This is a genomic window from Roseicyclus marinus (assembly GCF_030163795.1).
In the GTDB taxonomy this organism is placed as follows: Bacteria; Pseudomonadota; Alphaproteobacteria; order Rhodobacterales; family Rhodobacteraceae; genus Roseicyclus; species Roseicyclus marinus.
In genome coordinates this window covers 61,709-81,267 of the sequence record NZ_JASJOF010000009.1, presented here as the reverse complement: position 1 = coordinate 81,267, position 19,559 = coordinate 61,709, and the positions used below count along the sequence as shown (strand labels likewise).

Sequence of the window (19,559 nt, the reverse complement as noted above, 5' to 3'; positions counted from 1 at the left end):
CGTTCCGCCCTGTCCATTCGCAGGCTGTCACGCGCGATTTCCGGGGGCGGCGCGGCAAAACCCGCTATATTGAACCGGCCGGGGGTGGCGCGGCCACCCCGCTCAAGGGAGGGATGCAGGCATGTTGGCAAGGATTCTCGTTCCGGTCTGGGGCGAAGACGTGGGGGAAACCGTTTTGGCGCATGCCGCCGCGCTGGCGCATCGGCACAAGGCGCATATCGTCGTCGCCCATTGCCGGGCGCGCCCCGAGGATATGATGCCCCATGGCATTCCGCTGCCCGGTTTTGTGCGCGACGCCATCCTGAAACAGGCGGCCCAAATGGCCGATCAGGAGGAAACCGGCCTGCGGGATCGCTTGCACCGCTTCGCCATGGCCCTCGATCTGCAGGAGGCGGAACGCCCGACGGGCGACGCGGCCACCGTCCATTTCGTCGAGGAACACGGACGCCTGACCGACATGATCAAGCACAACGGTCGCCTCGCCGACCTGATCGTCGTGGCCAAGCCCGACCGCGACCGCAACCTCGGGCAGAACGCGCTGAAATCGGGCCTGTTCCAGACCGGTCGTCCGGTCCTGATGTGCCCCTCGGGCGGGGATGTGGCCCCCGACTTCGGCGGCCATGTCACCGTGGGCTGGAACGGCTCGATCGAGGCGTCGCGCGCCGTCGCCCTGACCCTCGATCTGGTCGCCGCTGCGCAAAAGGTCACCGTTCTGGCCGCCGGCAGCGGCAAGCCGCATGGTGCCACGCCCGAGGACCTTCTCGACTATTACCGCCTGCGCGGCATCACCGCCGATCTCGTCCGCTTCGAGGCCCGCAATCCCGGCCTCGCACTTCTGAAACGCACCGCCGAACTGGGCGCGGGCCTCCTCGTCATGGGGGCCTATGGCCAAAGCCACGAGCGCGAGACGCTCTTTGGCGGCAACACCCAATCCGTTGTCGACAAAGCAGAAATTCCCGTCGTGCTTGCGCATTGAGCAATCGTTTCAACGCGAAATAAAATAATTCTTGAAGAGGCAATTCGGAAAGATAGTTACTCCTCCACAATCGTGCGGCGCAGGGCGAGGGATCCTGCGCCGCGTCTTTTCAAGTTACGGAGGAGGAGCCGTCATGTCGTTCACCAAGCGTGCTGTCTTGAAATTGTCCTGCGCGGCGCTCGTCGCGTTCTCGCCCCTTCCCGCGCTCGCGCAGGATTGGGAACCGCGCCGCCCGATCGATTTCGTCATCATGGCCGGCCCCGGCGGCGGTGCCGACCAGATCGCCCGCTTCATCCAGTCGGTGGCCGAACGCTACGACCTGACCTCCCGCCCGCTCGTGCCCAACAACCAAGGTGGCGGTTCGGGGGCCGAGGCGCTCTTGCATCTCAACAACGCCAACGATCCCGATCACACGATCCTCGTGACGCTGAACTCCTTCTTCACCACGCCGTTGCGGCAGGCCAATCTCGGCATCGACATCCAGACCTTCACGCCGGTCGCGATGATGGGCGTCGATCCCTTCGTGCTCTGGGTCCACCGCGACAGCGGCATCACCAATTTCGACCAATGGCTCGAAACCGTGCGCGGCATGAACGGTGATTACGTCATGGGCGGCACCGGTTCCGGGCAGGAGGACAGCATCGTCATCGCCTTCCTGTCCAACGCCTATGACCTCGACATCACCTACATCCCCTATGACGGCGGCGGGGCCGTGGCGCGCGACCTCGCGGGCCAGCAGATCATGGCCACCGTGAACAACCCCGCCGAGGCCAAGGGCTTCTACGAGGCGGGCGATGTCGTGCCGCTTCTGGCCTTCTCCGACGAACGCCTGCCCGCATTCCCCGATATCCCGACTATCCGCGAACTGGGGCATGATTTCTCCTATGCCAACCAGCGCGCCGTGGTGGGCGCACCGGGCATGTCGGACGAGGCGGCAGCCTATTACCAGGCCGTTTTCACCCAGGTCTACGAAAGCCCGGAATGGCAGGGCTATCTCGAATCCGAAAGCCTCTCGCCGCTCTGGATGAGCCCCGAGGAACAGCGCGCCTATTGGGACACCCAGGTCGCCAATCACCGCGACCTGCTGGCCTCGCTGGGCCAATAATCCGCCCTCGGGCACCAGGGCCCCGTCCGCGCCGTGCCGGCCGGACGGGCAAGGGGAAGACGAATGCGCTACGGCGAAATCCTGACGGCGGGCGTTCTGGCGCTCTTTTCCATCTACCTGATGTGGAAAAGCACCGAACTGCCCATCGGCTTCATCGAGGGCAGGGGGCCAGGCGGAGGAGCCTGGCCTTTCTGGCTTTCGGCCATCATGCTGCTCAGCTGCATCATGGTCATGGTCAGATGGTGGCGCGGCACCAGCCCCGCCGCGCAATCCGACGAGCCGTTTCTCGACGGCTACGGCTGGCGCACACTGGCGCTGGTGGGCGGCGGGCTTCTGGGCTTCGTCGCGCTGATCGACATCTTGTCGATGTACGGGGCGATCGCGGTGTTCCTGATCTACTACCTGCGGTTTCTGGGCCGTCACTCATGGGCCCTGACGCTGGTCTTCGCGGTCGTGGCCCCGATCGCGCTCTTCTTCTTCTTCGAAGGCGCGATGCGGATCACCATGCCCAGCGGCTGGTCGTTCACCGATCCCGTTTTCGACATCCTTTACGACATCATTTACTAGGCGCGCCTCATCATGGAAACTCTCGGCCTTCTTGGCGACGGCATGTTGATCGCGCTCCAGCCGATCAACCTGCTTCTGATCGTGATCGGCGTGACCGTCGGCCTGTTCATCGGCGCAATGCCGGGGCTGGGGTCGGTCAACGGGGTTGCGATCCTTTTGCCGATCACCTTCCTCGTACCGCCCACGGGCGCGATCATCTTTCTCGCCGCGATCTATTACGGGGCGATGTATGGGGGCGCGATCTCGTCGATCACGCTGGGTATCCCCGGCGCCTCGACGGCGGTGGCGACCACCTTCGACGGGCGACCACTCGCGATGCAGGGTCGTGCCTCGCTCGCGCTGGTGACGGCGGCCATCGCCTCCTTCATCGGGGGCACGGTCGCCAACATCATCTTCACAGGCTTCGCGCCGCTTTTGGCCGGCGTGGCGCTCTCCTTCGGCCCGCCCGAGATCTTTGCCCTGATGCTACTGGCCTTCGCGACCTTCGTGGGATTGGGCAGCGACGATATCCCCAAGACGATCTTTTCGATCTGCTTCGGCCTCGTTCTGGGGGCCATCGGCTTCGACCAGATCTCGGGCGCGCCGCGGCTTGTGCTCTTCGACATCACCGGTTTCTTGCAAGGCATCGGTTTTCTGGTTCTGGCCATCGGTGTCTACGGCCTGGGCGAGATGATCTGGACCATCGAACAGACACGCGGCGACGTGGAGAACACGACACCGCGCATGACCGCCAAGGGCATGGCGCAGGATACGGCGGAATCGCTCCGTCGCGGCTGGCGCGGAACCACCATCGGCTCGCTTATCGGCTTTTTCGTGGGCATCCTGCCCGCGGCCGGCGCGACGCCTGCCTCGCTCATGTCCTATGGCGTGACCAAGATGATCTCGCGCCGCCCGCAGGATTTCGGGCGCGGCAGCGTCGATGGCGTGGCAGCCCCCGAGGCGGCGAACAATTCCGCCTCCACGGGCTCCATGCTGCCCATGCTCACGCTTGGCATCCCGGGTTCGCCCACCACCGCGATCCTTTTGGGTGGCATGGTGATCTGGGGCCTGACGCCCGGCCCACGGCTTTTCGTCGATCAGACGGAATTCGTCTGGGGCCTGATCGGGTCGTTCTACATCTCGAATGTCGCAGCTTTGATCATCAACCTAGCGTTCATCCCGGTCTTCATCTGGATGCTCAGGATGCCCTTCACCATCCTCGCGCCGGTGATCTTCGTTCTGTCGATCATCGGGGGCTATGCCGCGACGCGCGACATGTTCGACATCTGGATGATCCTGATCTTCGGCATCGGGGCCTTCGTGCTGCGGCGGATGGACTACCCGCTGGCGCCCGCGGTTCTGGCCATCGTGCTCGGTCCCATCGCGGAACCGACGCTGCGCCAGTCGCTCCTCCTGTCCGGCGGCGATCCGATGATCTTCCTCAACCGGCCCATCGCAGCCCCGATCACGATCATTGCCATAAGCTTGATCCTCTTGCCGCTGGTGAAAGTTTTCAGAAAGAAAAAGCCCGCCTGAGAAAGCTTTCCTTAACTTTCCTCAAGGACCGTTAACCAAAACCGCCGCCCCTGCATCGGCACGGGCGGCGGTTTTTTTGGCGGTCACTCGGCCGCGCGGAGCGGTGTTCCGGGAGCCTCGTCCTCCCTGTCCTCCGCCTCGTCGGCATCGGTCGCGGGCGGGGCGGTCTCGGTGGGGCGGGGATCTTCGTCCCAGTAGATCGTGGGGTTCGTCGCGCGCCGCGCCTCGCGCATCAGCGCGTAATCCTCGGCCCGCTGTCCAAGCCCCTTTGCCCCCATCCGCGCCACACGCCGCGCGCCCCAGCGCAGGATGGTCCAGAACCAGATCCTCAGCGCCAAAAGCGAGGGTGTCACGATCAGTGTCAGAACCGTCGCGATGCCAAGGCCAAAGACCACCGCCGTCGCCAGCTGCTTCCACCACAGCGCGGTGGGGCTATCCACCGTGTAGCCGCCATTGGCGAAGTCGAGGCTGATGCCGAACATCATCGGCGCAAGCCCCGCCATCGTCGTGATCGTGGTCAGCAAAACGGGCCGGATCCGCGATTCCGCGGTGCGCGTGATCGCCTCCAGCCGCGGCATGTAGCGCGCGTATTCCTGGTAGGTGTCGATCAACACGATGTTGTTGTTCACCACGATCCCCGCCAAGGCGACGATCCCCGTTCCCGTCATGATGATGGAGAATGTCTGGTCCATCACCAACATCCCGATCAGCACGCCCGTGGTCGACAAGATCACCGCCAGAAGCACGAGGATCGAATTGTAGACCGAGTTGAACTGCGCGAGCAGGATGATGAACATCAATCCCAGCGCCGCCCCGAAGGCCTGCCCGAGGAAGGCCTGGCTTTCGGCCTGATCCTCCTGATCGCCCGCCCATTCCCAACTGACCGAAGCGGGAAAGGGGTTTTCCGTCTGCAGCCATTCGGTCAGAACCGCGATCCGCTCGTTGGCGTTGACCGGTTCCAGCGTCAGGGCACCGGTGCGCAACCCGTCGGCCAGTGTCTCGGCCGTCTCGCCCGACGACAGGCGGTAGACCACGTAGGACGCCTCGCCGAAGGTGAAATTGGCCGTGCCGCCCCCGGCCACGGTGGACAGGTCGCGGATATAGCCCCGCGTCGCGCCTGCCTCGTCTTGAACCCGCGACAGGCCCACGGTCACATCGGCCTTCACGTCGAAGACGCGCGATTGGTCGATGCGCTGGATCTCGGCCAATTGCGGGGTGGGGATGTAGCTCACGAAATTCGACAAGGGCACCAGCCCGTCGCGCGTGCGGACGCGCAAGGTGTCGAGCGTCGACAGCACCCGCGCCTCCTCGGGGAAACGGACGCGGATCTCGATCTCTTCGTCCGAGCTGGGCACCCGCATCGTGTCGAGCAAGATGCCCCGCGTGACGAGTTGCACCATGGCGCCAACGGTCGAGACATCGGCCCCGAACCGTCCCGCGGCCTCGACATCGACATCGATCTGCCAGTCGATGCCGGGCAGGGGCAGAGTATCTTCCACGAGGGTCAGACCCGGCAGGCCCTCGAAATGCGCGCGGGCCAGACGCGTCGCTTGCTGCAATTCTTCCCAATCATCGCCCGACAGACGCAAGTTGATCGGCTTGCCCGCCGCAGGGCCGCGCGATTGCGAAAAGATCTCGGTCTGGATGCCCGGCAGTTCGTTCAACCGCGCCTGCAACCGGTCGAGGATCAGGTCGCCGTCATCGCGCGCGCCCCAGGGCTCAAGGTCGAGCTGAACCTGGCCGATCGTGTCCGACGGTGCGGCCACGCCCCCGGTGTTGTTGTTCAACCCGCCTTCGCCCGCAAAGGCAAAGACGTCGCGCACCCCCGGTTCCTCCAGCACGATCGCCTCGACTTGCTGGACCAGCGCATCTTGTTCCGCGACCGACAGGTTGCCGCGCGCGCGGACATAGACGATGGCATTTTCCGGCTCGCTCTCGACGAAGAATTCGACGCCGTTGTTGTTGGCACCGAAATAGCTGAACGTCGCCATGACAAAGCCGATCACGGTCACGATGGTGACGACGGGCATCACCGGGTTGCCGACGATGGCGTGGATCGTCCAGCCAAACGGCGTGCGCCTGTATCCGGCCTCCACCGGCTTGGCGCGGCGTGCGACCTGCACGCTGCCCAGCATCACCGACATCCCGGCCGAGGCCAGCACGAACAAGATCACGCCGGGTGCCATGCGGACAAGCGCAGGGGCATCGGGGGCGACATCGACCAGAACACCGGGATTGATCGTTTGCAGCGCGGCAAGGAACATCAGGTAAGCCACAGCCACGGTCAGAACGATCCGCGCCGCGTACCACGGGATCAGGTTCGTCACGACCGCGCTGGCGCGGTCCACAATTCGGGTGAACCGCGCCGCCACCCCGCCCAGAACCGGCAGATAGATCAACGCCACGATCAAGGACGCCGACAGCACGAAGATCATCGTGACGGGCAGCATCCCCATGAATTCACCCGGCACGCCCGGCCAGAACAGCATCGGCAAAAAGGCGCAAAGCGTCGTCGCCGTCGAAGACACGACCGGCCAGAACATCCGTTTGGCCGCGTCCGTATAGGCCTGCATGGGCCGCGCGCCTGCCTGCAATCGCTTGTCGGCATATTCGACGACCACGACCGCCCCATCGACCAGCATCCCCACGGCAAGGATCAGGCCGAACATCACGATGTTGGAAATCGCGACCCCCATGATCCCCAAAAGGACGAAGGCCAACATGAAGGACGTGGGGATCGCGAAACCGACCAGCATGGCGGACCGCGTGCCAAGGGCTGCCAGAACCACGATCATCACCAGCGCGATGGCGGTCAGGACCGACCCTTCGAGCTGGCGCACCATGTCGGCAACCGTCACCGACTGGTCCAGCGTGGTCGTGACATGCACCGATTGGCGCAGATCCTCGGGCCATGTCGCGCGGACCTGTTCGACCGTCTCGCGTACCAGCGCCGAGGTGTCGATGATGTTGAACCCCTGCCGCTTGACCACCTGCAAGGCGATCGAGGTCTCCCCGTTGAACCGTGCCGTGCCCAGCCGATCCTCGTAGGTCAGGCGGATATCGGCCAGTTCGCCCAAGGTCACCACCCGGTCGCCGTTCACCGTGATCGGCAGGGCATAGACATCGGCGGTGCTGTCGAAACTCGACGGGATCTTGACCGAGATCGCGCCGTTTTCCGTCGTAACCTCGCCTGCAGCGATCAGCTGGTTGTTGTTGACGACCGCGTTGATCAGATCGGCGGCGGTGACGTCATAGGCCTCCAGCGCCAGCGGGTCGAGAATGACCTCGAGCATCTCGTCGCGGGTGCCGGCAAGACCTGCCTCCAGAACGGGTGTCAGCGATTCCAGCGCGTCCTGCATCTCGGTCGCCAGCCGGATCAGTGTCCGTTCAGGTGCGTCGCCGGAAAGCGCCACGATGATGATCGGAAACTCCGAGAAATTGATCTCGGAAATCTGGAAGCTTTCGGCACCCGCCGGGAAATCGGCCTCGGCGCGGCTCATCGCGTCGCGCACATCGGCGATGGTGGCCGACTTGTCCCAGCCGAATTCGAATTCGAGAAACACGCCGGCAAAGCCTTCGGAGGCGGTGGCGGTGATCGTGGTCAGCCCGTCCAGATCCTGGAACTCGGCCTCCATCGGTCGCACCAGCAAACGCTCGCTGTCCTCGGCCGAGATGCCGGGAAAGGGCACCGAGATGAAGAGCCCCGGAATGTCGATATCGGGCTCGCCCTCCTTGGGCAGGCCGACATAGGCCGCGGTACCCACGGTCAGCGACAAGATCACGAAGGCCACGATCATGCGGGCGCGGCTGGCGGCCCAATCGATGAGCCCGGTCATTGCGTCTGCTCCGATTCATACGTCACGCGGACCGCGACGCCATCTGTGACGAATTCCTGCCCGACGGTGATCACTTCGGCCATGTCCGGCAGTCCGGTGAGCCAGACGCCGTTGGCGGTATCGCGGATCATGCGGACCGGCACGAATTGCACGATCCCGTCGACGACGGTCCGCACGCCCAGCGTGCCCTCGTCGCTCAGCGTCATCGCCGATGCGGGCAAAAGATGCGCGGCCATCCCCTCGGTCTGGATCAGGATGTCGGCGGTCTGCCCATCGCGGATCGACTGGTCGGCGTTCGGCACCGTGATCTCCACCCGAAAGGTGCGGGTCTGCGGATCGGCCGAGCGGCTGACAAAGCTGACCTCACCCATCACGTCGCGGCCCGAGGCCAAGCGCGCGCCCGCTCTCGCACCCAGCCTCACGCGGTCAACATGCGCCTCGGGCACGAACCCCACCAGCTTGATCGGGTCGAGCTGGATGATCGTCGCGCAAGGCGTGCCCGGCTGCATCAGACTGCCAAGTTCGGCCGTGTCGGTTTCCAGAAGGCCCGCAAACGGCGCGTGGATGGTCAGACGGGTCAATTCATCCTCGGCGCGGGTCACGGCGGCCTCTGCCGCGCGGATGCCGCTTTCGGCCGACTGGATCGCGGCCTGCGCACTTTCCACGCCCGCCGCTGCGGAAGATACCGCAGCCTCGGCCGAAGAGACGCCCGCCACGGCATTGGCCGCCCGTGTTTCTGAGGCAAATCCGCTTTCGCTCAAGCGCGTGGCGGCATTGCCGTCAATCCGCGCTGCCGTCAGGGCGGCCTCGGCCTCAAGCTGCCGGGCCCGGGCAAGGGGGAGTTGTGCCCGCGCCTCGGGCAGACGCGCCTGCGCTTCCAGAAGGCGCGCTTCGGCCTCGGCCAAGGCAGACAAACGTGTCCCGGCGTCGATCTCGCACAAAAGCTGCCCCTCGGACACCCGCGCACCTGCGCGCAACGGTTCAGATACGATCCGCCCCGACGTCTCGGCCGAAACCACGACCTGCCGCAACGCCTCGGTCCGACCGCGCAGAACAACGGCATTCTCGGTCACTTGCGCCTCGGACCTGCGGACGACGACATGGATGCGCGCATCCTCCTCGCCCGGCTCCGCAGCCGGGGCAGGGGTTTCGCCGGCCGGTGCCGTCTCGGAGGTCTCGCCCGTGGTATCGCCGCCGAACCGACCGGCAAAGGACATCAGGGTTTCCCGGTCGAGGATCACGAAATAAAGCGCGACACAGACAAGGGTCGCCGTGATGATCGGAAAGATGCGCATGAGTGTCCTCTTGTTCGGGCGACCCGATCCCGCACCGGGCCTGTCGTCTGATGCGTCCGCTGCCCCGTCCGGCATGGCTTCTCATGCTACGCTGAACTGACCAGTTCAGATTAGAATCTTCGGCGCTTTTGCGCAAGACTGAACTAATCCGTTCAGATCACGACGCAAGAGCGGCGCAAGAGGAGGGCGCAATCCCCCGCGCCGGGCGCGCGGCCCTTGCGGCGACAGCCCGCCTCGGGCTAAGACGCGCGCAACTTTGGGTATCCCGGCGCAACCGGGGCGGGGGCGGAATGGCCAACAGCGACAGTTTCATCGATGAAGTCAGCGAAGAGCTGCGCCGCGACCGTCTGTTCGCGCTGATGCGGCGTTGGGGCTGGCTTGCGGCGCTTGTCGTCGTCGGCATCGTGGGTGGCGCGGCTTGGTTCGAATACCAGCGCGCGCAGGATCGGGCGGCGGCGCAGGCCTTCGGGGATGCGCTTCTGGCGTCCCTCGATCTGCCCGACCCCGAGGCGCGCGTCGCGGCCCTTGACGGGATCGACGCCGCGACACCGATGGCCGAGATGCTTCTGGCGCTGATGGCGGCGGGCGAGGTTGCGCAGGGCGGACAGGGCGCCGCCGCAGCAGCGGACCGGCTGCGCACCGCTGCCGAAGCCGCCGATGTGCCGCGTCATTACCGCGATCTCGCGCTCCTGCGCGCCGAGATGATGGACCCGTCCGATCCGGCCACCGCGCGGCTTGTGCTGGGCACACTGGCCGAACCCGGCGCGCCCTTCGCCGCGCTGGCCGAGGAACAGCTCGCGCTTGTCGACATCCGCCAGGGCGATCTTCCGGCCGCCCTCGACCGCCTGCGCGGATTGGAACGCAGCGCAGCGGCCACGCCGGGCTTGCAACAACGCGCGTCTCAGTTGATTGTGGCGCTCGAAGCGGGATCGCAACTGGTCGACACCGCGCCCGAACCGGTCGTGCCGCCACAGGCGGACGCGCCCGAAACGGGCGATGCAACCGGGGCCGAAACCGCCCCGGCCCCGCAGGACGGCGCGGCACCCACCGGGGCCGAGGACGACACCGGGGCGACGACCGAGACTGAGACCGAGACCGAGGCAGATGCCGCCGAACCGGCCCCTGCCGAAAGCAACTGAACCGCCGACAGGGCGGAAGAACAGGAAGGCCGGGGCAGATGAGCGTGGGCAAGGGCAGACTGGCGGGCCACCGTTTCGCGCGGATTGCGGCGCTTGGCATTCTTCCGGCGCTGGTTCTGGCAGCCTGCGAACGCGATACTGTCCTGCCCGGCGAACGTTTCGGCACGCGCACCGCGCTCGAAGCGACGCTGCCGGGCGAAGATGGCCGCGCCGCCGCCTCAAGTCTCGTCTCGACCGATGCGGCCCGTGCGATCAATCTGCCCAGTCCCACGCGCTTGGCCGATTGGCCCAGCCGGGGCTACAGCGTCACCAACCGCCTGCCGCATGGCACATTGTCGGCCAATCCCGTCGAGGTCTGGGCCGCGCCCATCGGCACCGGCAACAGCCGTCGCAACCGCATTGCCGCCGATCCGGTCGCGGGTGGCGGACTTGTCTACACGATCGACGCGGGCTCGCAGCTTCAGGCCACGTCGCTCTCGGGCGGCGCACCGGCGTGGATCACCAGTCTCGTGCCAGATTTCGACCGCGGCGCGAATGCCTCGGGCGGCGGCCTCGCGCTGTCGGGCAACAGGCTCTACGCCACCACGCCTTTTGGCGAGGTCGTGGCGCTTGATGCCGCCTCGGGCGCGGTGATCTGGCGGCAACGCTTGGGCACCGTTCTGGGCGCGCCGACCGTGTCGGGCGGTCTCGTCTATGTCGTTGGCCGCAATTCCGAGGCTTGGGCGCTCGAGGCCGATGATGGCCGTCAGCGGTGGCGCATCCCGTCCTCCGATGTTCCTTCGGTGCTGGTGGGCGGCTCCGCCCCCGCCGTGGCCGATGGACGGGCGATTTTTCCCTTCCCCTCGGGTGAACTCGTGGCGGCGATGCCCAATACCGGCATCACCTTGTGGCATTCCTTCGTCGCGGGCGGTCGCCTTGGCACGGCCTATGCCGGGATCAACGACATCACCTCCGATCCTGTGATCGTGGGCGGTACGATCTACGCCGGCAACCAGTCGGGCCGCGTCGTGTCGATGAACGCACGCACCGGCACCCGCAACTGGACCGCGACCGAAGGCGCCTATTCGCCGGTCGTTGTCGCGGGCGATGCCATCTTTTTCGTCTCCGATCGCAACGAGCTGATCCGGCTCGACGCCTCCGACGGCAGCCGCGTCTGGGGCACGGAATTGCCGCTCTACCAGCGCGACCGCCCGCGGCGGCGCGAGGCGGTCTTTACCCATTACGGGCCTGTTCTGGCGGGTGGCCGTTTGGTCGTCGCTTCGGGCGATGGGCTGATCCGGCTATTCTCGCCCGAAAGCGGTGACTTGATCGGTACGCTGGAATTGCGCGGTGGTGCGGCCTCTCATCCGATCCTGGTGGAGGATACGCTGCTCGTGGTCAGCCAGGATGGGCGTCTTCACGCCTATCGCTGAGCGCGCCTTGCACCTCAGTCAAACCAGCCGATCCGCCGATCCCTGTCGATGCCCAGCCAACCACCCGCCACATAGGCAAGTCCGCGCGCGGCATTGACCCAGATCACGACGCTTTCGCGCAACATCCAGCGCCATGTCGATAGGCTTTGGGCAGCGCTTTGCTGCACCGGAAACAGGTCCAGCTCGGGATAGCCCGCCAGCCGAAAGATCACCGCGCTCCGGGGCAGGTGGAACGCGTCACTGACCAGAACCACACGCCGGGCCGCGTTCGGCAAAAGGGGCAGAGAATAGGCCGCGTTCTGGACGGTCGACCGCGCCTCCGCCTCGATCCGTGCCGCTGCCGGTGGCAGGCCAAGGGCTGTGGCATGGGCAGCCATGGCTTGGGCCGTGGAATGGCCCGCCAGACCCGCCCCGGTGAAAATCACCTGCGGTGCCACACCCGCCGCCCAAAGCTGCGCGCAAACCTCCGCCCGCCGGGTCGAGGCCGCATCGGGCTGGCGCGGATCATCCCGCGCCACGCCCGCGCCAAGACAGATGATCACATCCGCCGCATCGGGCGGGGGGCTTGGGCGTGACAGGGCGAATGTCGTCACGACGACGGCAAGAATCGTCAGCGACCACAGGCAAAGCCCAAGAAGACCCAAACGCCCCAAGATGCGCCCGATCCCTTGAAGGCGGCTCGGCCTTGATCGCGCCATGGGTCACATCCTACCCGGTCACGCCCGCTCGAACGGGCGCGGCCGCGTCACTCCCATTCGATCGTTCCGGGCGGTTTCGACGTGATGTCATAGGTCACGCGATTGATGCCCTTGACCTCGTTGATGATCCGTGTCGCGGTTTCGCCAAGGAAATCATGGGTGAAGGGGTAGTAATCCGCCGTCATCCCGTCGACGCTCGTAACCGCGCGGAGCGCACAAGCGTAATCATAGGTCCGCCCGTCGCCCATCACCCCCACCGTCTTGACCGGCAAGATCGCGACGAAAGCCTGCCAGATTTCGTCATAAAGCCCGTGCTTGCGGATCTGGTCGATGAACACGGCATCGGCCTTGCGCAGGATGGCAAGCTTCTCTCGCGTGATCTCGCCGGGGCAGCGGATCGCCAGACCGGGCCCGGGGAAAGGATGGCGGCCGATGAAACTGTCGGGCAGTCCCAGTTCGCGGCCCAGTGCGCGCACCTCGTCCTTGAACAATTCCCGCAAGGGTTCGACCAGTTTGAGGCCCATCTTTTCCGGCAGGCCACCGACATTGTGGTGCGACTTGATCGTGACCGACGGGCCGCCGGAGAAACTGACCGATTCGATCACGTCCGGGTAAAGCGTGCCCTGCGCGAGGAATTTCGCCCCCTCGATGCCGTCGGCATAATGCTGGAACACGTCGATGAAGAGCTTGCCGATGGTCTTGCGCTTGACCTCCGGGTCGCTGACGCCTTCGAGCGCGGTCAGGAACCGCTCGCTCTCGTCGGCATGGATCAGGGGAATGTTGTAATGGTCGCGGAACATGGTCACGACCTGTTCCGCCTCGTTCTGCCGCAAGAGGCCATGATCGACGAAGACGCAGGTCAACTGGTCGCCGATCGCCTCGTGGATCAGCACGGCCGCGACCGAACTATCGACCCCGCCCGACAGGCCGCAGATGACGCGTGCATCGCCGACCTGCTCGCGGATGGCGCGGATCGCCTCCTCGCGGTAGGCCTTCATCGTCCAATCGCCCGCAAACCCCGCCAGCCGGACGAAATTCTCGTAAAGCTTCGCACCGTTGGGCGTGTGATGCACCTCGGGATGGAACTGGACCGCGTAGAACCGCCGCTCCAGATCGGCGGTCATCGCAAAGGGCGCGCCGGGCGAGACGCCCAGAACCGCGAAACCGGGCGCGATCTCCGACACATGGTCGCCATGGCTCATCCAGACCTGTTCGCGTCCGCCGTCGCCGAACCAGCCGGTCAGGAAGTCCGAGGCCTCACCTGCCCGCGTGACATAGGCGCGACCGAATTCGGCGGTCGCATGTTCGCCCGCTTCCACCTTGCCGCCCAGATCTTGCATCATCACCTGCTGGCCATAGCAGATGCCCAAGATCGGGATGCCGCGGTCATAGACCGAGCGCGGCGGCCGGGGCGATCCTTCCCGCGTCACGCTGTCGGGCCCGCCGGAAAAGATCACGGCCTTGGGCGCGAAATCATCCAGAAAAGCGTCGGTGACGTTCTGGTAGGGGTGGATCTCGCAATAGACGTTCAGCTCGCGCAGGCGGCGGGCGATCAATTGCGTGACCTGGCTGCCGAAATCGATGATCAGCAGGCGGTCATGGTCAAGCGGGTCTGGCGTGGCGGATGTGCTCATGGCCCCGCATTAGAACCGGGCGCGACCCCGCGCAAGCCCACGCCGCGGCGCGCATGTCGCTTTCCCCCGCAGGGTGCCGCAATCCGCCCTCAGCCTCGCGCCCATGCGCGCTAGGACAGCGCCACGGGCATCACCTCACCAAGGGGGCATGGGATCATGGCGGCAGCGGAACAGACGGCACGGCGCGGACGCGGCGGCGGCGGGGCCGCGCGGCGGGCGGAACGCTCGGCCGTCAGCTTCGAGACCGCGCGCTTCATCGAACGCAACATCCCGAATTTCGACATTCTCACGCCCGAGGCGATCGAGATCATCGAAGCCAATGCCGAAATCGTGCTCGAGGAAATCGGTGTCAATTTCGTCGAGAATCCTGCCGCCCTGCAACGCTGGCGCGAGGCGGGGGCCGATGTGCGGGGCGAGCGGGTCCATATCCCCAAGGGCCTTGCGCGCAAGCTGTGTTCGACCGCGCCCTCCCGCTTTACCCAGATCGCCCGGAACCCCGCCCGAAACGTCGAGATCGGGGGCAATTCGCTGGTTCTCGCCCCGGTCTATGGCCCGCCCTTCGTGCGCGACCGGCTGGGTGGTCGGCGCTATGCGACGATGGCCGATTTCGAGATGTTCGTGAAACTCTCCTACATGTCGAAATGGCTGCACCATTCGGGCGGCACGGTCTGCGAGCCGACGGACGTGCCGGTCAACAAGCGCCATCTCGACATGCTCTATGCGCACATGAGCCTGTCTGACAAACCCTTCATGGGATCGGTCACCGAACCCTCGCGTGCCGCCGACTCGATCGAAATGGCGCGTATCCTCTTCGGCTCTGACGTGGTCGATACGCAGTGCGTGATGACCTCGCTCATCAACATCAACTCGCCCTTGACCTTTGACAGCGTGATGATGGGCGCCTTGGAACATTACGCGGCCGCGGGGCAGGCCTGCATCGTGTCGCCCTTCATCGTGGGCGGCGCCATGGCGCCGGTCTCGGTCGCGGGCACGCTGACGCAAGTTCTGGCCGAGGTTCTGGCCGGCATCGCCTATAGCCAATTGGTCCGCCCCGGCGCGCCGATGATCTTCGGGGCCTTCGTCACGTCCATCGACATGAACTCCGGCGCGCCCACCTTCGGCACGCCGGAGGCGTCGCAGATCACCTATGGGGCGGGCCAACTCGCCCGCCGCCTGAACCTGCCCTATCGGTCCGCCGGGGCCTTCAACGGTTCGAAACTGCCCGATGCGCAGGCCGCCTATGAATCCGCCAATTCGCTGAATGCGGGGCTGCTGTCCGGCGTGAACTTCATGCTTCATGCCTGCGGCTGGCTCGAAGGTGGTCTGGTCGCCAGCCCCGAGAAATTCGTGATGGATGCCGACCAGCTCGGTATCTTGCACAAGCTGGCCGAGGGCGTGCCGGTCGACACCAACGCGCAGGCCATGGACGCGCTGCGCGAGGTCGGACCGGGTGGCCATTTCCTGGGCTGCGCGCATACGCAGGCGAATTACGCCTCGGCCTTCTGGCGCACCAACCTTCTGGATTACAAACCCTACGAGACCTGGTCCGAGGAAGGCGCCCGCGACACCGAGGCGCTGGCCTCCGTCAAGGTCGACAAGATGCTGGCCGATTACCGCCAGCCCTATCTCGACCCCGCCACGGACGAGGCGCTCAAGGCCTACATGACCGAGAAAAAGGCCGCGCTGCCTGACGCCTTCATCTGAGGGCTCAGGTCACCGACCGCGCGGCACACAAGATGGCGCTCATCACCTCGACATGGCGGCTGGGCGAATAGCCCAAGCCGCCGCCCAGACGCGCGGCATTCAGCCGGTCTTCTTCCGCCAGAAGAACGGGCAGGGGGCGACGACGGGCGCGTCTTTCGGCGTCGCCGGTCAGCGCGGCCATGCGCGCCGCCTGCACCAGCAATCCGGGCCGCCGCATCTGGGCGAGGGTCGCGATCACGTCTTTCATCTGGCAGGAACCTTTCGGAACGGATGTGTTGTCCTGCCAGGATGAGGCTCCGCCACGGGGTGTTGCCGGAAAAGTTATCCACCGCGCGCTGCTCCGCTATCCGTTTACAAAATGGAAACAAATTCGGGCTTATCCCCAGAATTTAACCAATCAGTAATCAATTCACCGAAAATCTGCCTCCCGTATCCAACCACAAGGGAGGTGGAGCCATGACATCGGCCTCGGCCGATCACGGCAGCCCCATGCCTGATCTCACCCGACCCTTCCCCAACCTGCCCGAATGGATCCCGATCCCGACGCGGCAATATCTGGCCCATACGGCGCGCGGCCTGTCGCTCCGCGACATCGCCCGCGTCTCGGGCGAGGCGCCGTCGACCGTCTGCCGCCGCGTCCGCCGGATCGAGGCACGGCGCGACGATCCGCTTTTCGACGAGGCGCTGACCCTGCTCGGGCGGGCCGGGTGGCCCCGGCCCGAACAGAACGCGCCAAGGACTGCGCCGCGACCTCAAGATGACGACCCTCAGGCAAAGGAGCCCCTGAAAATGACAGTTCCGTTCCGGTCGCCGCTCGGCGATGAAGGCATGATCGCGCGCGAGGCCCGCCGCATCCTGCGTCGCCTGTGCGAAACCGATGCGATCCTCGCGGTGGCGGCCGATCTCGACAAGGCGGTGGTGCTGCGCCCCGGGCCGGATGGCGAACAGACCCGCACCGCTGTGATGGATCGCAAGATCGCGCAGGCCTTCGCGGTCAAGGATTGGATCGTTTGCCTCAATTCGGGTCGCGTCGCGCGCTATGCCATCACGGCCGCGGGCAAATCCGCGCTGCGCCGCCTTCTCGACGAGGATCGCCGCCGCCGGCAGGAGGCGCTCGGCTTTGCCGAAGCCACGACGCCGTTTCAGGCCCAGCATGCCCGCTGGGGGCAGGCCGATGTCGCCCAGCCCGGCGGCGGGTCGCGCAAGATGCGGGTGAACCTCGCGGAATCGCCCCTCACCGCGCTGGCTCGCCGCAAGGACGCGGACGGAAAGGCCTTTCTCACACCGGCCCTCGTGCAGGCCGGCGAACGCCTGCGCGAGGATTTCGAGCGCGCCCAGATGGGCCCCCGCGTCGGCCAGAACTGGGACCGGTTCCTGACCGGCGGCGATCGCGGCGGCTTTCTCAACGACAGCGGCCTTGCCGAAGGTCCGCGCGCCGCCCGACAACGCGTGTCCGATGCGCTCGACGATCTGGGCCCGGGCCTGTCCGACGTGGTCCTGCGCGTCTGCTGTTTCCTCGAAGGTCTTGAATCGGCCGAGAAACGGCTCGGCTGGTCGGCGCGCTCGGGCAAGATCGTGCTCAAGATCGGCCTGCAACGCCTGCTCAAGCATTACGAGGACCGCCACGGTTTCGTCCCCGCGCTGCGGGGCTGATCCCTCATATTTGTCGAAAATCGCATCGAAAGGCGGGTTTGCACCGCGCGCAAGGCACCTGCGCCGAAATGCACATGCAGACCCGTCAAGGATGCGCTACATAGGGGGCATACAGACCAGAGAGGCACCTCTCCCATGCGCGACCTGAAGATCCCCGAACAGCGCCACCCCGAAAAGGCGCATCGCCCCGACAACGCCCAGCCCAAGAAACCGAGCTGGATTCGCGTCAAGGCGCCCGTGGGCAAAGGGTATCAGGAAACCCACCGCATCATGCGCGAGCACAAGCTGGTGACCGTCTGCGAGGAAGCGGGTTGTCCCAATGCCGGCGAATGCTGGAGCCAGGGCCACGCCACCATGATGATCATGGGCGACATCTGCACCCGCGGCTGTTCCTTTTGCAACATCGCCACCGGCAAGCCGCAGGCACTCGACGTGTTCGAACCGGGCCGCGTCGCCGATGCCGTGGCCAAGCTCGGCCTGAACCATGTCGTGATCACATCGGTCGACCGCGACGACCTCGAGGATGGCGGGGCCGAACATTTCGCCATGACGATCCGCGCCATCCGCAAACGCTCGCCCGACACCACGATCGAGATCCTCACACCCGATTTCCTGAAATGCGATGCCACCGTGCTGGAAACCGTGGTTGCGGCCAAGCCGGATGTGTTCAACCACAATCTCGAAACCGTCCCGGGGCTCTACCCCTCGGTCCGGCCCGGCGCGCGGTATTTCCATTCCCTCCGCCTCTTGCAGCGGGTCAAGGAGATGGACCCAACCATGTTCACGAAATCGGGCATCATGGTGGGCTTGGGCGAAGATCGCCAATCCGTCCTTCAGGTGATGGATGACATGCGCGCGGCGGATGTCGACTTCCTGACCATCGGCCAGTACTTGCAGCCGACCCCGAAACACCATGCCGTCGACCGCTTCGTCCATCCCGACGAATTCGCCGCCTATGAAAAATCCGCCTACGGCAAGGGCTTCTTGATGGTTTCGGCCACGCCGCTCACCCGCTCCTCCTACCACGCGGGCGATGATTTCGCCCGGCTGCGGGATGCGCGCCTGAAAAAGCTCGGGATGGCCTGAGGCGTCATTCGCCCGCGGGCGGCAATGCCTTGAGATAGGCGGCAATGGCCATGCGATCCGCCTCGGGCAGCATGGCCATGTTGCGGATCACCGACACCATGTGCCCGCCCGCACTGTCGAAATCGGGGGTGAAGCCGTCGTTCAGATAGGCGGCGATCTCGCCCTCGGACCAGGTCAACCGGTCGGGTGTCAGCGCGGGGATCGTGCCAGAACCCGACGGGTTCGGCGCTCCCGCCATCCATGCCGACCGGTCCAGCCCGCCCAGCGCATCGCGCGGCGTGTGGCACTCGGCGCAATGGGCCAGCGCCTCCACAAGGTAGCGCCCCCGCGCCTCTGCCGCGTCCAATTCGCCGGTCACGGCGAAGGCGTCGTCCATGTACAAAAAGTTCCAGAAGCCCACCGCGCGCCGGATCGAGAACGGAAAGCCCACCTCATGCGCCGCACTTGGCGCGTCGGAGGCCGGCAGGCCCTGCCAGAAAGCCCACAGATCCGCGAGATCCTGCCGCTCGGCCAATCGGTAGGCGGTATAGGGAAAGGCGGGGTAATAATGCCGCCCGTCGGGGCTGGTCCCTTCCTGCAGCGCGGTGACGAAATCCGCGAAATCCCAATTCCCGATCCCCGCCTCGGGATGGGTCGAAATGTTGGGCGCGACAAAGACCCCGAAATCCGAGGCGAACCGCTGCCCCCCCGCCAAAACCAGCCGATCCTCGCCCGTGGCTCCTTCGGCGGCATGGCACGACGCGCATCCCGCCGCCCAGAACACCTGTTCCCCTGCCACAGGGTCGCCGACCAGCCCCTCAAGGGCGCTGTCGCTCACCACGCCCGGTCGCGTCAAAAGGACCGCGCCGGCAAAACCCGCGAGGCAAAACACCAAAAGATAGATCAGGCTGGAACGCATGGGTCGGAACGGAAACGACCGGCCGCAGCGTGGGCGGCCGG

The 19,559-nt window shown here is 65.6% G+C and carries 15 protein-coding genes; 9 read left to right on the top strand and 6 right to left on the bottom strand.

Annotated features, from left to right (window positions below; translation table 11 throughout):
- Positions 1-121: 121 nt before the first annotated feature.
- From QQK63_RS14110 to QQK63_RS14095, 4 genes are all read left to right on the top strand, one after another.
- Positions 122-976, top strand: a complete 855-nt coding sequence (locus QQK63_RS14110; RefSeq protein WP_277828315.1) for a universal stress protein — start codon at positions 122-124, stop codon at positions 974-976.
- Positions 977-1,109: 133 nt separating this feature from the next.
- Positions 1,110-2,081 carry a Bug family tripartite tricarboxylate transporter substrate binding protein gene (locus QQK63_RS14105; protein WP_277828313.1) on the top strand — a complete coding sequence of 324 codons (972 nt, stop codon included), beginning with the start codon at positions 1,110-1,112 and terminating at the stop codon, positions 2,079-2,081.
- 63 nt (positions 2,082-2,144) lie between these two features.
- On the top strand, positions 2,145-2,648 hold the full coding sequence (locus tag QQK63_RS14100) for a tripartite tricarboxylate transporter TctB family protein (protein WP_277828310.1): 504 nt from the start codon (positions 2,145-2,147) through the stop codon (positions 2,646-2,648).
- Between the two features lie 12 nt (positions 2,649-2,660).
- Positions 2,661-4,163: a tripartite tricarboxylate transporter permease gene (locus QQK63_RS14095; RefSeq protein ID WP_277828308.1), complete on the top strand. Its 1,503-nt coding sequence runs from the start codon at positions 2,661-2,663 to the stop codon at positions 4,161-4,163.
- Positions 4,164-4,246: 83 nt separating this feature from the next.
- On the opposite strand, the gene QQK63_RS14090 is transcribed toward QQK63_RS14095, so the two are convergent.
- Both QQK63_RS14090 and QQK63_RS14085 read right to left on the bottom strand, forming a co-directional pair.
- On the bottom strand, positions 4,247-7,999 hold the full coding sequence (locus QQK63_RS14090) for an efflux RND transporter permease subunit (protein WP_277828306.1): 3,753 nt from the start codon (positions 7,997-7,999) through the stop codon (positions 4,247-4,249).
- Positions 7,996-9,294, bottom strand: a complete 1,299-nt coding sequence (locus tag QQK63_RS14085; protein WP_277828304.1) for an efflux RND transporter periplasmic adaptor subunit — start codon at positions 9,292-9,294, stop codon at positions 7,996-7,998. The genes QQK63_RS14090 and QQK63_RS14085 overlap by 4 nt, the downstream gene beginning before the upstream one ends.
- Positions 9,295-9,584: 290 nt before the next feature.
- Between QQK63_RS14085 and QQK63_RS14080 the strand changes: the two genes are divergently transcribed.
- Complete coding sequence (locus QQK63_RS14080; protein ID WP_277828302.1) at positions 9,585-10,433, top strand: hypothetical protein; 849 nt, start codon at positions 9,585-9,587, stop codon at positions 10,431-10,433.
- Between the two features lie 38 nt (positions 10,434-10,471).
- Positions 10,472-11,845, top strand: coding sequence for an outer membrane protein assembly factor BamB family protein (locus QQK63_RS14075; protein WP_277828300.1), 1,374 nt, complete (start codon positions 10,472-10,474; stop codon positions 11,843-11,845).
- A 14-nt stretch (positions 11,846-11,859) separates the two neighbouring features.
- On the opposite strand, the gene QQK63_RS14070 is transcribed toward QQK63_RS14075, so the two are convergent.
- Positions 11,860-12,543 carry a YdcF family protein gene (locus QQK63_RS14070; protein ID WP_277828298.1) on the bottom strand — a complete coding sequence of 228 codons (684 nt, stop codon included), beginning with the start codon at positions 12,541-12,543 and terminating at the stop codon, positions 11,860-11,862.
- A 47-nt stretch (positions 12,544-12,590) separates the two neighbouring features.
- Entirely contained in the window at positions 12,591-14,177 is a 1,587-nt protein-coding gene (gene guaA, locus QQK63_RS14065; protein WP_277828296.1) for a glutamine-hydrolyzing GMP synthase, read from the bottom strand.
- 156 nt (positions 14,178-14,333) lie between these two features.
- Between guaA and QQK63_RS14060 the strand changes: the two genes are divergently transcribed.
- Complete coding sequence (locus QQK63_RS14060) at positions 14,334-15,881, top strand: trimethylamine methyltransferase family protein (RefSeq protein ID WP_277828294.1); 1,548 nt, start codon at positions 14,334-14,336, stop codon at positions 15,879-15,881.
- A 4-nt stretch (positions 15,882-15,885) separates the two neighbouring features.
- On the opposite strand, the gene QQK63_RS14055 is transcribed toward QQK63_RS14060, so the two are convergent.
- Positions 15,886-16,128, bottom strand: a complete 243-nt coding sequence (locus QQK63_RS14055) for a DUF6477 family protein (protein WP_277828292.1) — start codon at positions 16,126-16,128, stop codon at positions 15,886-15,888.
- 242 nt (positions 16,129-16,370) lie between these two features.
- Here QQK63_RS14055 and QQK63_RS14050 point away from each other — a divergent pair, with 242 nt between their 5' ends.
- Together QQK63_RS14050 and lipA are read left to right on the top strand one after the other, a co-directional pair.
- Positions 16,371-17,534, top strand: a complete 1,164-nt coding sequence (locus QQK63_RS14050) for a DUF6456 domain-containing protein (RefSeq protein WP_277829079.1) — start codon at positions 16,371-16,373, stop codon at positions 17,532-17,534.
- 135 nt (positions 17,535-17,669) lie between these two features.
- Positions 17,670-18,620 carry a lipoyl synthase gene (gene lipA, locus QQK63_RS14045; protein ID WP_277828290.1) on the top strand — a complete coding sequence of 317 codons (951 nt, stop codon included), beginning with the start codon at positions 17,670-17,672 and terminating at the stop codon, positions 18,618-18,620.
- A 4-nt stretch (positions 18,621-18,624) separates the two neighbouring features.
- Here lipA and QQK63_RS14040 read toward each other — a convergent pair whose 3' ends face one another.
- On the bottom strand, positions 18,625-19,518 hold the full coding sequence (locus QQK63_RS14040) for a cytochrome c (RefSeq protein ID WP_277828288.1): 894 nt from the start codon (positions 19,516-19,518) through the stop codon (positions 18,625-18,627).
- Positions 19,519-19,559: the final 41 nt, after the last annotated feature.

Excerpts from the sequence above, each read along its gene's own strand:
- QQK63_RS14110 (WP_277828315.1), top strand. The coding sequence starts at position 122 with ATGTTGGCAAGGATTCTCGTTCCGGTCTGGGGCGAAGACGTGGGGGAA.
- QQK63_RS14105 (WP_277828313.1), top strand. The coding sequence starts at position 1,110 with ATGTCGTTCACCAAGCGTGCTGTCTTGAAATTGTCCTGCGCGGCGCTC.
- QQK63_RS14100 (WP_277828310.1), top strand. The coding sequence starts at position 2,145 with ATGCGCTACGGCGAAATCCTGACGGCGGGCGTTCTGGCGCTCTTTTCC.
- QQK63_RS14095 (WP_277828308.1), top strand. The coding sequence starts at position 2,661 with ATGGAAACTCTCGGCCTTCTTGGCGACGGCATGTTGATCGCGCTCCAG.
- QQK63_RS14090 (WP_277828306.1), bottom strand. The coding sequence starts at position 7,999 with ATGACCGGGCTCATCGATTGGGCCGCCAGCCGCGCCCGCATGATCGTG.
- QQK63_RS14085 (WP_277828304.1), bottom strand. The coding sequence starts at position 9,294 with ATGCGCATCTTTCCGATCATCACGGCGACCCTTGTCTGTGTCGCGCTT.
- QQK63_RS14080 (WP_277828302.1), top strand. The coding sequence starts at position 9,585 with ATGGCCAACAGCGACAGTTTCATCGATGAAGTCAGCGAAGAGCTGCGC.
- QQK63_RS14075 (WP_277828300.1), top strand. The coding sequence starts at position 10,472 with ATGAGCGTGGGCAAGGGCAGACTGGCGGGCCACCGTTTCGCGCGGATT.
- QQK63_RS14070 (WP_277828298.1), bottom strand. The coding sequence starts at position 12,543 with ATGGCGCGATCAAGGCCGAGCCGCCTTCAAGGGATCGGGCGCATCTTG.
- guaA (WP_277828296.1), bottom strand. The coding sequence starts at position 14,177 with ATGAGCACATCCGCCACGCCAGACCCGCTTGACCATGACCGCCTGCTG.
- QQK63_RS14060 (WP_277828294.1), top strand. The coding sequence starts at position 14,334 with ATGGCGGCAGCGGAACAGACGGCACGGCGCGGACGCGGCGGCGGCGGG.
- QQK63_RS14055 (WP_277828292.1), bottom strand. The coding sequence starts at position 16,128 with ATGAAAGACGTGATCGCGACCCTCGCCCAGATGCGGCGGCCCGGATTG.
- QQK63_RS14050 (WP_277829079.1), top strand. The coding sequence starts at position 16,371 with ATGCCTGATCTCACCCGACCCTTCCCCAACCTGCCCGAATGGATCCCG.
- lipA (WP_277828290.1), top strand. The coding sequence starts at position 17,670 with ATGCGCGACCTGAAGATCCCCGAACAGCGCCACCCCGAAAAGGCGCAT.
- QQK63_RS14040 (WP_277828288.1), bottom strand. The coding sequence starts at position 19,518 with ATGCGTTCCAGCCTGATCTATCTTTTGGTGTTTTGCCTCGCGGGTTTT.